15 protein-coding genes are annotated in these 14,674 nt (G+C 31.7%); 8 read left to right on the top strand and 7 right to left on the bottom strand.

Annotation, left to right across the window (positions count from 1 at the left end):
* Nucleotides 1-26 precede the first annotated feature (26 nt).
* From sucD to Q0807_RS11110, 7 genes are all read right to left on the bottom strand, one after another.
* The gene (gene sucD / locus Q0807_RS11140) at nucleotides 27-899 is read right to left on the bottom strand and encodes a succinate--CoA ligase subunit alpha (RefSeq protein ID WP_173301178.1); all 873 of its coding nucleotides are present in this window, start codon (nucleotides 897-899) and stop codon (nucleotides 27-29) included.
* 125 nt (nucleotides 900-1,024) lie between these two features.
* A complete protein-coding gene (locus Q0807_RS11135) occupies nucleotides 1,025-1,960 on the bottom strand; it encodes a UDP-3-O-(3-hydroxymyristoyl)glucosamine N-acyltransferase (RefSeq protein ID WP_299109810.1) in 936 nt (311 codons plus the stop codon).
* 47 nt (nucleotides 1,961-2,007) lie between these two features.
* Nucleotides 2,008-2,574, bottom strand: a complete 567-nt coding sequence (efp, locus tag Q0807_RS11130; protein ID WP_299109808.1) for an elongation factor P — start codon at nucleotides 2,572-2,574, stop codon at nucleotides 2,008-2,010.
* Between the two features lie 61 nt (nucleotides 2,575-2,635).
* Nucleotides 2,636-3,421 carry an acyl-ACP--UDP-N-acetylglucosamine O-acyltransferase gene (gene lpxA / locus Q0807_RS11125; RefSeq protein WP_299109805.1) on the bottom strand — a complete coding sequence of 262 codons (786 nt, stop codon included), beginning with the start codon at nucleotides 3,419-3,421 and terminating at the stop codon, nucleotides 2,636-2,638.
* A 103-nt stretch (nucleotides 3,422-3,524) separates the two neighbouring features.
* Complete coding sequence (locus Q0807_RS11120) at nucleotides 3,525-4,931, bottom strand: bifunctional UDP-3-O-[3-hydroxymyristoyl] N-acetylglucosamine deacetylase/3-hydroxyacyl-ACP dehydratase (RefSeq protein ID WP_299109802.1); 1,407 nt, start codon at nucleotides 4,929-4,931, stop codon at nucleotides 3,525-3,527.
* Entirely contained in the window at nucleotides 4,918-5,946 is a 1,029-nt protein-coding gene (gene lpxD, locus Q0807_RS11115; protein ID WP_299109797.1) for a UDP-3-O-(3-hydroxymyristoyl)glucosamine N-acyltransferase, read from the bottom strand. Before lpxD ends, Q0807_RS11120 begins: the two co-directional genes overlap by 14 nt.
* A gap of 51 nt (nucleotides 5,947-5,997) precedes the next feature.
* Entirely contained in the window at nucleotides 5,998-7,227 is a 1,230-nt protein-coding gene (locus Q0807_RS11110; protein WP_299109794.1) for an HD domain-containing protein, read from the bottom strand.
* A gap of 41 nt (nucleotides 7,228-7,268) precedes the next feature.
* Here Q0807_RS11110 and Q0807_RS11105 point away from each other — a divergent pair, with 41 nt between their 5' ends.
* The 8 genes from Q0807_RS11105 to Q0807_RS11070 all read left to right on the top strand — a co-directional run bounded on the left by Q0807_RS11105 (nucleotide 7,269) and on the right by Q0807_RS11070 (nucleotide 14,632).
* Complete coding sequence (locus Q0807_RS11105; protein ID WP_299109791.1) at nucleotides 7,269-8,816, top strand: bifunctional response regulator/alkaline phosphatase family protein; 1,548 nt, start codon at nucleotides 7,269-7,271, stop codon at nucleotides 8,814-8,816.
* Nucleotides 8,817-8,993: 177 nt separating this feature from the next.
* Entirely contained in the window at nucleotides 8,994-9,458 is a 465-nt protein-coding gene (tsaE, locus tag Q0807_RS11100; protein WP_299109788.1) for a tRNA (adenosine(37)-N6)-threonylcarbamoyltransferase complex ATPase subunit type 1 TsaE, read from the top strand.
* Between the two features lie 153 nt (nucleotides 9,459-9,611).
* The gene (locus Q0807_RS11095; RefSeq protein ID WP_299109785.1) at nucleotides 9,612-9,758 is read left to right on the top strand and encodes a hypothetical protein; all 147 of its coding nucleotides are present in this window, start codon (nucleotides 9,612-9,614) and stop codon (nucleotides 9,756-9,758) included.
* Complete coding sequence (locus tag Q0807_RS11090; protein WP_299109782.1) at nucleotides 9,721-10,254, top strand: hypothetical protein; 534 nt, start codon at nucleotides 9,721-9,723, stop codon at nucleotides 10,252-10,254. The genes Q0807_RS11095 and Q0807_RS11090 overlap by 38 nt, the downstream gene beginning before the upstream one ends.
* A 110-nt stretch (nucleotides 10,255-10,364) precedes the next feature.
* Nucleotides 10,365-11,564 (top strand): alanine dehydrogenase, encoded by a 1,200-nt coding sequence (locus Q0807_RS11085; protein ID WP_299109780.1) that lies wholly within the window; start codon nucleotides 10,365-10,367, stop codon nucleotides 11,562-11,564.
* Nucleotides 11,565-11,612: 48 nt separating this feature from the next.
* Nucleotides 11,613-11,990 (top strand): hypothetical protein, encoded by a 378-nt coding sequence (locus tag Q0807_RS11080; RefSeq protein WP_299109777.1) that lies wholly within the window; start codon nucleotides 11,613-11,615, stop codon nucleotides 11,988-11,990.
* A gap of 86 nt (nucleotides 11,991-12,076) precedes the next feature.
* Nucleotides 12,077-13,096 (top strand): NAD-dependent epimerase, encoded by a 1,020-nt coding sequence (locus tag Q0807_RS11075; RefSeq protein ID WP_299109774.1) that lies wholly within the window; start codon nucleotides 12,077-12,079, stop codon nucleotides 13,094-13,096.
* A 156-nt stretch (nucleotides 13,097-13,252) separates the two neighbouring features.
* Nucleotides 13,253-14,632 carry a nucleotide sugar dehydrogenase gene (locus tag Q0807_RS11070; RefSeq protein ID WP_299109771.1) on the top strand — a complete coding sequence of 460 codons (1,380 nt, stop codon included), beginning with the start codon at nucleotides 13,253-13,255 and terminating at the stop codon, nucleotides 14,630-14,632.
* Nucleotides 14,633-14,674 lie beyond the last annotated feature (42 nt).

Here is a 14,674-nt window from a genome sequence, read left to right as displayed (position 1 = left end):
GTTTTTGTATATATTTTAACAGAAGCTTAACCTAAAACTTCAGCTACTTTTTTGCCAATTTCTGCAGGCGAATCAACAACATGTATTCCACATGCTCTCATAATCTTCTTTTTTGCTTGTGCAGTATCATCACTACCACCTACAATAGCACCAGCATGTCCCATTGTACGACCAGCAGGAGCAGTTTCTCCAGCAATAAAACCAATAACTGGTTTTTTACTTCCACTTTCCTTATACCAGTTTGCAGCATCAGCTTCTAACTGACCTCCAATTTCACCTATCATTACAACAGCTTCAGTTTCTGGGTCATTAATTAATAGCTCTACAGCTTCTTTTGTAGTAGTTCCGATAATTGGATCTCCTCCAATACCAATAGCAGTTGTAATACCTAAACCTTGTTTTACAACTTGATCAGCAGCTTCATACGTTAAAGTACCAGACTTAGAAACAATACCAACATTACCTTTTTTGAATACGAAACCTGGCATAATACCAACTTTAGCTTCGCCAGGAGTAATAACACCAGGACAGTTAGGGCCAATTAATCGACATTCTTTATCTTTAATATAGTCTGCAGCTTTAATCATATCTGCAACAGGAATACCTTCAGTAATTGTAATAATTACTTTAATACCTGCATCTGCAGCTTCCATAATTGCATCTGCAGCAAAAGCTGGTGGTACAAAAATTATTGTAGTATCAGCTCCAACTTTCTCAACAGCTTCAGAAACTGTATTGAAAACAGGCTTGTCTAAATGTGTTTGTCCTCCTTTTCCTGGAGTTACACCACCTACAACATTTGTTCCATATTCAATCATTTGACCAGCGTGAAAAGTACCTTCACTACCTGTAAAACCTTGAACTATAATATTAGAATTCTTATTAACTAAAACGCTCATTTGATATTGTTGTTTTTAAGTTTTATAATTTTGTTGCACAAAAATAAGAGATTTATTACGCAAAAGCGACCTCTTTTATAATTTTATTTCCTTGTAAAAATCTTTAATAACTTATCGTAGTAAGATTACAATTTTTTCAATTTCTGAAGTATCTCAGGAATCATTTTCACATAAGCACGTTCCTTAAAAAATGCTCTTGCTTCTATTGCAGGCGATCCAAAATATGTTTTACCCTCTTCTGTTGTATGACCTAAACCAGATTGTGCATATAAAACAGTACCCTTAGTTATTGTAATACCACTTTTAACACCAACTTGTCCCCAAATAGTTACATTATCCTCAACAACAACACAACCTGCTATTCCGGTTTGTGAAGCTATTAAACATTTTTCACCAATTACGGTATCGTGTCCTATCTGAATTTGGTTATCTAATTTTGAGCCTTCTCCAATAGTTGTGTCACCTGTAACACCTCTATCAATTGTACATAAAGCACCAATATCTACATTGTTTTCAATAATTACACGACCACCAGATTTTAATTGGTCATAGCCCTCTGGTCTATTTTTATAATAGAATGCGCTTGCTCCTAAAACGGTGCCTGCATGTATGGTAACATTATCTCCAATAATAGCATCATCATAAATACTAACGTTAGCATGAATGACACAATTTTTACCGATTGTTACATTGTTACCAACAAAACAGTTTGGTTGGATTACTGTACCTTCTCCAATTATTGCATCACTTGCAATTGCACTATGAGATGCCTTAAATGGTTTAAAGTGTTCAGTAAGTTTATTAAAATCTCTAAATGGGTCGTCTGAAATTAAAAGGGCTTTCCCTACAGGACATTCAACATCTTTATTGATTAAAACAATAGTTGCCGCAGATTCTAGAGCTTTATCATAATACTTAGGATGATCAACAAAAACAATATCACCTGGTTCAACAACATGAATTTCGTTAATACCTAAAATTTCAAAATCTTCAGCACCTTTATATTCGCAATCAATTAAGGATGCTATTTGTTTTAAGGAATGTGGAATTGGGAATTTCATATTTCAGTCTTCAATAAGTAAGTCATCAGTTACTGCTTTCTACTTAATTATTCTTTAATACGTTCTTTATAAGTCCCTTTAGCCGTTTCTACCTTTATCTTATCACCTTCGTTAATAAATAATGGTACATTAACAGTTGCGCCAGACTCTACAGTTGCTGGTTTAGTAGCATTTGTTGCCGTATTTCCCTTAACACCAGGCTCGGTAGCTGTAATTTCTAAAACAACCGAAGCAGGTAATTCGACTGAAAGTGGCATGTTATCTTCAGTATTAATCTGAATTGTTACAACCTCACCTTCCTTCATTAAATCTGGTCTATCTAAAGCAGATTCTAATAATCTAATTTGCGTATAATCTGCTTCATTCATAAAATGATAAAATTCACCATCATTATATAAATACTGAAACTTATGAGTTTCTACGCGTATATCTTCAATCTTATGACCTGCAGAAAACGTATTATCTAAAACTTTACCAGTAGTTACACTTTTCATTTTGGTTCTTACAAAAGCAGGTCCTTTACCTGGCTTTACATGAAGAAATTCTATGATTTTATAAATGTCGTTATTATACTTTATACATAATCCGTTTCTAATATCTGAAGTACTTGCCATTATTGTTGTTTAATTATTAATTCTAAGTTTAAAGCTGTTTTTGATTTGAATATTTTCGAAATTAATTCGATTTAAAATATCCTTTCATTATACCACGATGCGAGTTTTTGATGAATTGTAAAATTTCATCACGCTCTGGAGTGGCTTCCATTTCTGCTTCAATTAAATCTGAAGCTTGTGTATTATTGTAATTTTTTTGATAGAGCATTCTGTAAATATTCTGAATTTCTCTAATCTTTTCAGTACTATATCCTCTTCTTCTTAATCCTACTGAATTAATACCAACATAAGATAAAGGCTCTCTTGCCGCTTTCACGTATGGAGGAACATCTTTACGAACTAATGATCCACCAGTTACAAAAGCATGATTTCCTATAGAACAAAATTGATGTACAGCAGTCATACCTGCTAAAATAACATAATCACCAACAGTTATATGTCCTGCAAGTGTACTATTATTAGAAAAGATACAATTGTTACCCACAATGCAATCGTGAGCAATATGACAGTAAGCCATTATAAGGCAATTGTCACCTACAATTGTTTTCATTCTATCTGTTGTACCTCTGTTGATTGTAACACATTCTCGAATAGTAACATTATTACCAATTTCTACGGTTGTATCTTCATCATTATATTTTAAATCTTGAGGTACTGCAGAAATTACAGAACCTGGAAAAATATTACAATTTTTTCCGATGCGAGCACCTTCCATAATTGTTACGTTACTTCCAATCCAAGTGCCTTCTCCAATCTTTACGTTATTATGTATTGTTGTAAAAGGTTCTATTACTACATTCTTAGCAATCTTTGCTCCAGGATGTACGTATGCTAACGGTTGGTTCATTTTTCTATATTTTATATTTCTAAAGCGTTAAAAAATGTTCGCTTTTGAAGCTTTATAATCTTCTTTAATTATTATGCGGAAAGTTACGAGGCTAAACTTATTTCTACTTTACTTTTGATATTTGTGCCATTAATTCAGCTTCTGCACATAATTTACCATTAGCATAGGCATAACCTTGCATATGACAAATACCTCTTCTAATAGGTGTAATTAATGAACACTTAAAGATTAAGGTATCTCCTGGTACTACTTTTTGTTTGAATTTCACATTATCCATTTTCATGAAAAATGTTAAATAATTCTCTGGGTCTGGTACAGTACTTAAAACCAAAATACCACCTGTTTGTGCCATTGCTTCAACAATTAAAACACCTGGCATAACTGGTGCTCCTGGAAAATGCCCCCTAAAGAACTCTTCGTTCATAGTCACATTTTTCATTCCAATCACATGGTTATCAGATAATTCAAAAACTTTATCTAATAATAAAAATGGTTGTCTATGTGGTAACATATCCATAATTTGATTTACGTCCATTAATGGAACTGCATTTAAATCAACTTGTGGTACATTATTTCGTCTTTCGTTCTTTATAAGTTTAGACAGTTTTTTAGCAAATTGAGTATTTACAAAATGTCCTGGCTTATTTGCAATAACCTTTCCTCTAATACGCGTACCTATTAAAGCTAAATCTCCAACGACATCTAATAATTTGTGACGTGCAGCTTCATTAGGATGATGTAGCGTAAGGTTATCTAAAATACCATTAGGTTTTACAGCAATGTTATCTTTATTAAATGCTACTCTCAATTTCTCCATAGTTTCAGGAGACAATTCTTTATCTACATAAACAATAGCATTATTTAAATCACCACCTTTAATTAAGCCATGCTCTAAAAGCATCTCAATTTCATGTAAAAAACTAAACGTTCTAGCATTTGAAATTTCAGATTTAAAATCTGAAACATTATTTAATGTTGCATTTTGAGTTCCTAAAACTTTAGTCCCAAAATCTACCATTGTTGTAATTTGATAAGAATTAGAAGGCATTAAAATTATTTCGCTTCCTGTTTCTTCATCTGCATAAGATACAACTTGTGTTACAACATATTCTTCTCTAAAAGCTTCTTGTTCTACTATACCTGCTTTTTCAATTGCTTCTACAAAAAACTTTGAAGAACCATCCATAATTGGTGGCTCTGAAGCATCTAATTCTATAACAGCGTTGTCAATATCTAAACCAACTAATGCCGCTAAAACATGCTCGCAAGTCTGAATTGTAACACCATTTCTTTCTAAACATGTACCACGTTGTGTACTTGTAACAAAATTAGCATCTGCTTGCATTTTAGGACTTCCTTCTAAATCTACACGAACAAATACAAAACCAGAATTCTCCAAACCTGGTTTAAATACTAATTTTACATCTGCGCCAGTATGAAGTCCAACTCCTGAAAGGGTTACTTCTTTTTCAATGGTTTTTTGCTTGATATCAGTTTTAATTATTGCCATCTACTTTCTTTTCTAATTCATTAATAGTTTTTGCAAGCTTAGGTAAGTTTTTGAAATAAACATAAGATTTATTCCAATCAGAATATCCAAAAGATGGTGAGCCTTGTAAAACTTCATCGTCTTTTACATTTCTACCAATACCAGATTGCGCTTGTACTTTCACATTATTTCCAATTACTAAATGCCCAGCAATTCCAACTTGTCCTCCTATTTGGCAATGTTCGCCAATTTTAGTAGAACCAGCAACTCCTGTCTGTGCAGCAATTACGGTATTCTTTCCAATTTCTACATTGTGAGCAATTTGTATTTGATTATCTAATTTTACACCAGACCTAATAATTGTAGAACCCATTGTAGCTCTATCTACTGTAGTACCTGCACCAATATCTACGTAATCTTCTAAAATAACGTTTCCTGTTTGAGGTATTTTAGAATAGCCACCATCCTTCGTTGGTGCAAAACCAAATCCATCAGCTCCAATAATAGCACCAGAATTAATGACACAATTGTTTCCAATGACACAATCAGAATAAATCTTTCCTCCAGGGAATATAATAGTATTATCTCCCAACTTCACATTATCACCAACATACGAATTTGGATAAATCTTTACATTATCTCCAATTTCAACATTATTACCAATATAAGCAAATGCACCTATATAGATGTTTTCTGGAATTTTAACGGTGTCATTAATAAAACAAGGTTGTTCTATGCCTAATTTGTTTGCTTTAATTCTATCATAATACTCTAATAATTTTGAAAACCCCTCATAAGCATCTTCAACTTTTATAAGTGTAGTTGAAATTGGTTTTTCAGGTTCAAAATTATCATTTACAATAGTTATAGAAGCTTCTGTAGTATATATATAAGGTGTGTATTTTAAATTAGATAAAAAGGTTAATGAGCCCAAAGTTCCTTCTTCTATTTTAGAAAGTTTAGAAACTTCTATGTTAGGGTCACCAACAACGGTTCCGTCTAATATACCTGCAATTTGTTCAGCTGTAAATTTCAAAGGATATTATTTAATTGTCATAGATGTTTACGCAAAAATAGAAAAAAAGGATTACATTTTCTTTTTAGGATAGCACATATAATATTTAGTGATGGGTTTACTAAGCGCTTTTAAGTTTAATTGGTCTGATGCTTTAACGATATCCTTAACTTTTCCGGATTTAAATAAGATGTTAATCTTCTGAAATTTATTCTGATACGCCTGATTGGTTAGTTCTCCATGAAACACAAAATATGAAGCTTCATGCTTAGAAATATTATGCTTTTTTATTAGCGCATCTGAATGTGCTTTTAACTCTGAAGGTTTTATCGCTTTGTTTTTCAACTTTACTTTTAATAGATTTCTGTCTAAAATCATTTGACAAAGATTACTTAAAACAAAATCATCATGGTTTTGCCAATCTTTTAATGCAGCAACAATATCATAATCATCTAATTTTGAAAAAACCATTAAAGTTTCATTTGTAAAACTTTCACCATTTATTTCAGAAAACAAAAAATAAAATAGAGCATCACTACAATTCAGCTTTACGCCTTGTTGCACTAATTCTTTAGCCCGTTTTAAAACACCCATTAGTAATTGTTCTGCAACAACTCCTGTTTTGTGCATATAGACTTGCCAATACATAAATCGTCTGGCAATTAAAAACTTCTCTACACTCAAAATACCTTTCTCTTCTACTAATAATTGGTCGTCAACCACATTGAGCATTGTTATTAAACGCTCACTATTAATATTCCCTTCCGCAACACCTGTATAAAAACTGTCTCGTTTGAGATAATCAGCTCTATCCATATCTAATTGACTAGAAATAAGCTCGCACATAAATTGTCTAGGATACTCTCCTTTAAAAATAGAGATGGCTAACGTTAAACTTCCGTTAAACTCTATATTTAGTTCTTCCATAAAACGGAGTGAAATCTCCTCATGAGAAACATCATTTACAATACTATGTTCCATAGCGTGAGAAAACGGACCATGTCCAATATCATGCAAAAGAATAGCTACTAATAATCCATTTTCTTCGTCATCAGAAATGGTAACTCCCTTAAAACGAAGCACATTAATAGCTTTTTGCATTAAATGCATACAGCCTAATGCATGATGAAAACGTGTGTGATGTGCACCAGGATATACCAAATATGATAATCCCATTTGACTAATACGACGTAATCTCTGAAAATATTTATGCTGAATTATATCGAAAATTAACGAGTTCGGAATAGTAATAAATCCGTAAATTGGGTCGTTAAAGATTTTAAGCTTATTTTTTGTAGGCAAAATTATAGAATTCAAAAATTAATAAACAAATATACCATAACATGATAAATATTCTCTGGGTTGACGATGAAATCGATTTATTAAAGCCACATATTATTTTTTTAGAGCAAAAAGGATACACGGTAACCAAGTGTCAAAGTGGTACTGAAGCTTTAGAAATTATTACGGATACTAATTTCGATATTGTCTTTTTAGATGAGAATATGCCTGGGTTAACAGGTCTAGAAACTTTAAATGAAATTAAAGAACGACGTGCTAATTTACCTGTGGTAATGATTACCAAAAGTGAAGAGGAATATATAATGGAAGAGGCAATTGGTAATAAAATTGCTGATTATTTGATTAAACCCGTAAATCCAAATCAAATTTTATTGAGTTTGAAAAAGAATTTGGACCATTCTCGCTTAGTGTCTGAAAAAACAACTTCTAATTATCAGCAAGAATTTAGAAAGATAGCTATGGATTTATCTATGGTTAATTCTTATGAAGAATGGGTGGAATTATACCAAAAATTGATTTATTGGGAATTACAACTAGAAGGCATTGAAGATGCCGGAATGACAGATATCTTAGATTCTCAAAAAACAGAAGCTAATATGCAATTTGGTAAGTTTATTGAAAAAAACTATGAAGACTGGTTTCAGCCAAACACAGATACTCCTGTAATGTCGCACACACTGTTTAAAGATAAAGTTGTACCAGAATTAAGTGACAAACAGCCAACAGTTTTAATCGTCATAGACAATTTACGCTATGATCAATGGAAAGCTTTTGAGCCAATTGTAAATAATTATTACAAAAAAGCTTCAGAATTAGCATTTTACAGCATCTTACCTACAGCTACACAATATGCCAGAAATGCAATTTTCTCTGGATTAATGCCTGCAGATATGGAAAGTTTATTTCCTCAATATTGGAAAAATGATACTGACGAAGGAGGAAAAAACATGCACGAAGGTGATTTTTTAAGAGAACAATTAAAACGATTAGGTTTAGGTAATTTAAAACATGAATATCATAAAATCACGAATTTAAAAGCTGGTAAAAAACTCGTAGAGAACTTTAAATCTTTAAAAGATAACGACCTCAATGTAATTGTTTATAATTTTGTAGATATGCTTTCGCATTCTAAAACAGAAATGGAAGTCGTTAAAGAATTAGCCTCTAATGATAAGGCTTATCGTTCACTTACTGTTAGTTGGTTTAAGAATTCACCATTGTTAGAAATGATTCAATTATCTCAACAACTTGGTTTTAAATTAATTTTAACTACTGATCACGGCACCATAAATGTAAAAGCACCTTCTAAAGTCATTGGAGATAGAGACACAAGTCTAAATTTACGTTACAAAACTGGTAGAAGCTTAACATACCAAGAAAAAGATGTTTTAGCTATTAAGAATCCAAAATCGATACATCTACCGTCATTAACAATGAGTAGTTCTTTCATTTTCGCAAAAGGCGATATGTTTTTAGCATACCCTAATAATTTTAACCATTATGTAAATTACTACAGAAATACATATCAACATGGAGGCGTTTCTTTAGAGGAAATGATTATTCCTTTTGTCGTTATGGATCCAAAATAGATTCTATGGTTTTTTAATATATATAACTAATAATCAATTGCTTTTGAATAAAACAAGATTTCAAAATCATGACAGAAAACCCTTTAAAACGCAAAAAAAACCGATGAAATACATGTTTTTCTTGGTTAAGTCAGATTTTATCATTAACATTGCTTCCCATGAGATTATAATCGAATAGTGAAAACAATTGAGTTTACATACCATTTAAAAGATATTGACGCTATAGCATCAAGTGTGTTAGAACACTTAGATTCTAAAACTGTGCTTTTTAATGGCAGTATGGGATCTGGCAAAACAACATTTATTAATGCATTACTTAGAGCAATGCAAAGTAATGATGTTGCTACTAGCCCAACCTTTTCGATAGTGAATGAGTATGTTTTACCTAATGATAAAGTATATCATTTTGATTTTTACAGGATTGAATCACTAGATGAAGCCTATAATTTTGGAATAGAGGACTATTTAAGTAGTAATCATTGGCTATTTATGGAATGGCCAGAGCGTATTGAAGATTTAATCCCAGAAGATAGCCAAACAATTACTATTACTGATTTAGATACTAACATAAGATCCCTAAAGTTGACCATAAGCACAAATCATTTAACCAAAAATATAGCCATGAAAACAGTGAAATTTTAATTAAAATTTTATTAATATTCCTACAAGATTACACAACAGTTACGGTAAAACCGTAATCAATGTCTCAAAATTTATTGGACTTTAACAATTTAACATTTGTAAGCACTTAGCAATGCTTTTATTTTTGTTGTAATTAATTAAATCCCTTGAATTATGAAAAACAAAAAAAATCTAGTATTGGCAATCGCTATCTTCGGAGGAATGTTATTTACTGTACAAGCTACAAACATTATTGATTTAGATGGACAAACCACTACAAAAATTGAAAAGAAACTCAGAAAGCTCATTAAAAACGGCTAATAAAAGATTAAGTAGAAGTGCTGTAGTTGGAACAATAATCGCTACAATAATTGCTTCTACCCCGCTTTTATATTCTTTACACGAAAGTGTTCCGACCACAGAGGTTTGGGACACTTTTTTATTTACTTATAAGAGTGGAGCTTGGAAAGAGGCACAATATGCCATGTGGGTATATACTAGTAAACTTATTCCTCTTATTCTACTTGTAATTTGGTTTTTTACTTGCAGACATTGGTGGTATCATGCAATTCTGGTACCTATAGTAATGTTTGCTTTTCAAGGGGTTAATAGCTGGAATGCAGAAGCTGGGAATATTGATGAGGGTACATTTGTTGTATTATTACCAATTTTAGTACTTGTGGTCCCTTCAATTTATCTTATTAGAGCAAAAATGTTCAACAAAATTAACACTGCTGACAAAACCCTTGAAGAGCTCGAGGAAGAATTTATGATTAAACCTAAAGGTGTTTGGGGAAAAGTTAAACAGTATTTTTAGAACTCTAAAAATTATTTAATTTTTATTTGTAATTTGAAGTTTAGATTTAACAACCAATTATATAACGTTATTCATTATATTGCAATGGTAAACAAAAGCCAATAACTTCGATGAGTAAATCTTTATCACCTTTTACCAAAGCCCAATTATTACCTCAAGAAGAAACTTTAGAAATTCTAAAACAAAAAGGCGAGCTGTTTATAGGTATTCCTAAAGAAGCGCATTTTCAAGAACGTCGCGTTTGTTTAACTCCTGATGCTGTTTCTGCATTAACGGCCAATGGACATCGCGTGTTATTAGAATCTGGTGCTGGTGAAGGTGCAAATTTCAAAGATAAAAATTATAGTGAAGCTGGCGCAGAAGTAACCAAAGATACTGCTAAGGTTTACTCCTGCCCTATTATACTCAAAGTAGAGCCGCCATCGTTAGACGAAATTAAACTTATTAATCCGCAAACACTTTTAATTTCTGCTCTTCAGATAAAAACTCAAAGTAAATCATATTTCGAAGCATTAGCTAAAAAACGAATTACAGCTTTAGCTTTTGAATACATAAAAGATGATGATGGACAATATCCAGCTGTAAGTTCTTTAAGTGAAATTGCAGGTACTGCTTCTATTTTAATTGCTTCAGAATTACTATCTAATGTTAATGGTGGAAATGGTTTAATGATGGGTAACATTAATGGCGTACCTCCAACAGAAGTCGTTATTTTGGGAGCAGGAACTGTTGGTGAATTTGCGGCACGTTCTGCAATTGGCTTAGGTGCAAACGTTAAGGTTTTTGATAGTTCAATTACTAAGTTACGTAGACTTCAAAATAATTTAGGTCGTACTATTTATACTTCAACCATGCAACCTAAAAACTTACTTAAAGCTTTAAAACGTTGTGATGTTGCTATTGGTGCAGTTAGAGGTACAAACCGTGCTCCTATTGTAGTTACTGAAAATATGGTAGACCACATGAAATCTGGCTCAGTAGTAATTGATGTTAGTATTGATATGGGAGGTTGCTTTGAAACAAGCGAAGTTACTACACATGATAAGCCTGTATTTAATCATAATGGTGTAATACATTATTGTGTTCCAAATATTCCTGCACGTTATTCTAGAACGGCTTCAGTTTCTATAAGTAACATCTTCACACCTTACCTTTTAGAAATTGGTGAATATGGTGGTATAGAAAATGCACTTCGTTTTGATCGAGGTTTAAAAAATGGGTTGTATTTTTACCACGGCATTTTAACTAATAAATCAGTTGCAGAATGGTTTGGTTTAGATTACAATGATGCTAATTTACTGATTTTTTAAAATTCAGTTCTCAACTGCGATTGAACTGACGGAATCTTATTTTTATTTATGAAATTTATACATCGTTTAGGTTACTATCTTGGCGGATTTGCTATTGGTTTAATTTTACTAATGTTTTTTTTAAATGGTAAAGATGCCTCTTGTGATTATAGCCCTAATGCTAGAACTACAAAAAACATAAGCTCTAAGCCAATTCAATACTCAGAAAAGGCTTTTAAATTTATTAATCAGCAACAATTAGATTCTGCTACTATTATTAACTTAGTTAAGTTTGGAAACGTGAATTTTTCAGAGAGTAAAACTAAATTAGATTCTTGTAAGGTATACCTTATAGAAAATAGCTTCAAAGAGCAAGAAATGGAGTTAAAAATTCAAAATTGTGATTCTTTAGCGACACTCCTCGATATTAAGTATACAAACATCTAATTTGTTGAAATTGATAACAATAAAATTTAGAGTTCTCAAACTAAATTTTAATATTTGAAAACGAAATAAGTAAAACCTTAATTATCATGAAAGTATTAGTAACAGGGGCAGCAGGATTTATCGGGTTCTATGTTTCAAAAATATTAACGTCTAAAGGTCATAGTGTTGTTGGTTTAGATAATATTAATGATTATTATGATGTTAACTTAAAATACTCTAGACTTAATGAGTTAGGTATTGATAAAAATGAAGCCGCCGAATTTAATACACTTTGTAATAGTTCTTCGAATGATTTCTCATTTGTAAGAATGAATCTTGAAGACCGAGAAGAACTTCCAAAATTATTTAAATCACAAAAATTTGATATTGTCTGTAACCTTGCTGCTCAAGCAGGTGTAAGATATAGTTTAGAAAATCCTGAAACATATGTAGACTCTAATCTAGTAGGTTTCTTAAATATCTTAGAGTGTTGTAGAAATAACGACATTAAGCATTTAGTTTATGCTAGTAGCTCTAGTGTTTATGGAATGAATAAAAAGATTCCATTCTCTACAGATGATAACGTTGATCATCCTATAAGTTTGTATGCAGCAACTAAAAAAAGTAATGAACTTATGGCACACACTTATAGCCATTTGTTTAAAATACCAACTACAGGACTAAGGTTCTTTACTGTTTATGGTCCTTGGGGAAGGCCTGATATGGCAATGTTTCTATTTACAGATGCTATTGTAAATAATAGAACAATTAATGTGTTTAATCACGGCAATATGGAGCGTGATTTCACTTATATTGATGATATTGTAGAAGGTGTTGTTAGGATTATTGAAAAATCTCCAAAAACAAGAATTGAATCTAATAACTTATACAAGGTTTATAATATTGGAAATAACAATTCAGTTAAACTTTTAGATTTTATTAAAGAGATAGAAGTTAACCTAGATAAAGAAGCTTCTAAAAACATGATGAAAATGCAACCAGGAGATGTAGAACGAACTTGGGCAGATGTAGATGCATTAATCAAGGATTACGATTATAGACCGAATACATCAATTAAACATGGTGTAAAATCATTTATTGATTGGTTTAAAAACTTTTATAATTAAGTTCCTGTTTTTAACTATTGTTCTTATTTTTACAAAAAAATAATACTTAATCGTAAAAAAGTGTTTTTGGTATAAAAAATTGCCTCAATAAACTTATTTCAGTCAAATTTGCATTCATTTACAAATTCAACTCAAATCTAAATAAACTTTAAAACAATGAAAATCACAAAAATCTGTTGCATTGGTGCTGGATATGTAGGCGGACCTACTATGGCCGTAATTGCAAAAAAGAACCCACATATAAAAGTTACAATTGTAGATATCAATGCAGAACGTATTGCTGCATGGAACGACAAAGATGTATCTAAATTACCAATCTACGAACCAGGATTAGCTGAAATTGTTGAAGAAACAAGAGGAAAAAACCTATTTTTCTCTACTGATATAGATGAGACAATTAGAGAATCTGAAATGATTTTTATCTCAGTTAACACTCCAACCAAAACTTATGGTAAAGGAAAAGGTATGGCTGCAGATTTAAAATATGTAGAACTTTGTGCTAGAAATATTGCTGAAGTTGCCACTACAGATAAAATTGTTGTAGAAAAATCTACATTGCCTGTTAGAACGGCCCAGGCAATTAAAAGTATATTACACAATACCGGAAGCGATGTGAATTTTAGTATTTTATCTAATCCTGAGTTTTTAGCAGAAGGAACTGCAATTCAAGATTTATTGAATCCAGATCGCGTATTAATCGGTGGAGAATCTGAAGATGCGATTGAAAGTTTAGCTAGTGTATATGGAAGTTGGGTGCCTCAAGACAGAATATTAAGAACTAACGTTTGGTCTTCAGAATTATCAAAGCTGACAGCAAATGCATTCTTAGCGCAACGAATTTCTTCAATTAATGCAATTTCAGAATTATGTGAACATACAGAAGCTAATGTTAATGAAGTAGCGAAGGCAATAGGTATGGATTCTAGAATTGGACCTAAGTTTTTAAATGCATCTATTGGATTTGGAGGTTCATGTTTTCAAAAAGACATTTTAAACCTTGTATACATCGCTAGAAGTTATGGCCTTAACGCTGTTGCTGATTATTGGGAACAAGTAATTATTTTAAATGACCATCAAAAAAGACGTTTTTCTGATAATTTAATAAGTACTTTATATAATACCGTTTCTGGAAAAAAAATAGCAATGTTAGGTTGGGCATTTAAAAAAGACACCAACGACACTAGAGAGTCAGCTGCTATATATGTTGCAGATCATTTATTAAACGAACAAGCAAATATTGCTGTTTATGACCCTAAGGTTAGCTGTGAAAAAGTACAAGCTGATCTTAATTATTTAAATACAAGATCGGAAGAAGAAAACAACAAATTAGTTGATACGTTCTTAGATCCTTATGAAACTACTAAAGATGCCCATGCCGTTGCTATTATGACAGAATGGGATGAATTTAAAACATACGATTGGCAAAAGATTTATAACCAAATGAAGAAACCTGCATTTATTTTTGATGGTAGAAACATTTTAGACAAAGAAGAAATGACAAGTATTGGATTTGAATACTCATCCATAGGGAAATAAAAGAAGTATTTTTATTAACGGAAAAAGCACTTAAATCAAATA

This window comes from uncultured Winogradskyella sp. (assembly GCF_947495255.1).
GTDB lineage: Bacteria > Bacteroidota > Bacteroidia > Flavobacteriales > Flavobacteriaceae > Winogradskyella.
This window is presented reverse-complemented; position numbering and strand designations above follow the sequence as displayed.

Excerpts from the sequence above, each read along its gene's own strand:
- Q0807_RS11120 (WP_299109802.1), bottom strand. The coding sequence starts at position 4,931 with ATGGCAATAATTAAAACTGATATCAAGCAAAAAACCATTGAAAAAGAA.
- Q0807_RS11135 (WP_299109810.1), bottom strand. The coding sequence starts at position 1,960 with ATGAAATTCCCAATTCCACATTCCTTAAAACAAATAGCATCCTTAATT.
- efp (WP_299109808.1), bottom strand. The coding sequence starts at position 2,574 with ATGGCAAGTACTTCAGATATTAGAAACGGATTATGTATAAAGTATAAT.
- Q0807_RS11085 (WP_299109780.1), top strand. The coding sequence starts at position 10,365 with ATGAGTAAATCTTTATCACCTTTTACCAAAGCCCAATTATTACCTCAA.
- Q0807_RS11105 (WP_299109791.1), top strand. The coding sequence starts at position 7,269 with ATGATAAATATTCTCTGGGTTGACGATGAAATCGATTTATTAAAGCCA.
- Q0807_RS11080 (WP_299109777.1), top strand. The coding sequence starts at position 11,613 with ATGAAATTTATACATCGTTTAGGTTACTATCTTGGCGGATTTGCTATT.
- Q0807_RS11075 (WP_299109774.1), top strand. The coding sequence starts at position 12,077 with ATGAAAGTATTAGTAACAGGGGCAGCAGGATTTATCGGGTTCTATGTT.
- lpxA (WP_299109805.1), bottom strand. The coding sequence starts at position 3,421 with ATGAACCAACCGTTAGCATACGTACATCCTGGAGCAAAGATTGCTAAG.
- Q0807_RS11095 (WP_299109785.1), top strand. The coding sequence starts at position 9,612 with ATGAAAAACAAAAAAAATCTAGTATTGGCAATCGCTATCTTCGGAGGA.
- Q0807_RS11070 (WP_299109771.1), top strand. The coding sequence starts at position 13,253 with ATGAAAATCACAAAAATCTGTTGCATTGGTGCTGGATATGTAGGCGGA.
- sucD (WP_173301178.1), bottom strand. The coding sequence starts at position 899 with ATGAGCGTTTTAGTTAATAAGAATTCTAATATTATAGTTCAAGGTTTT.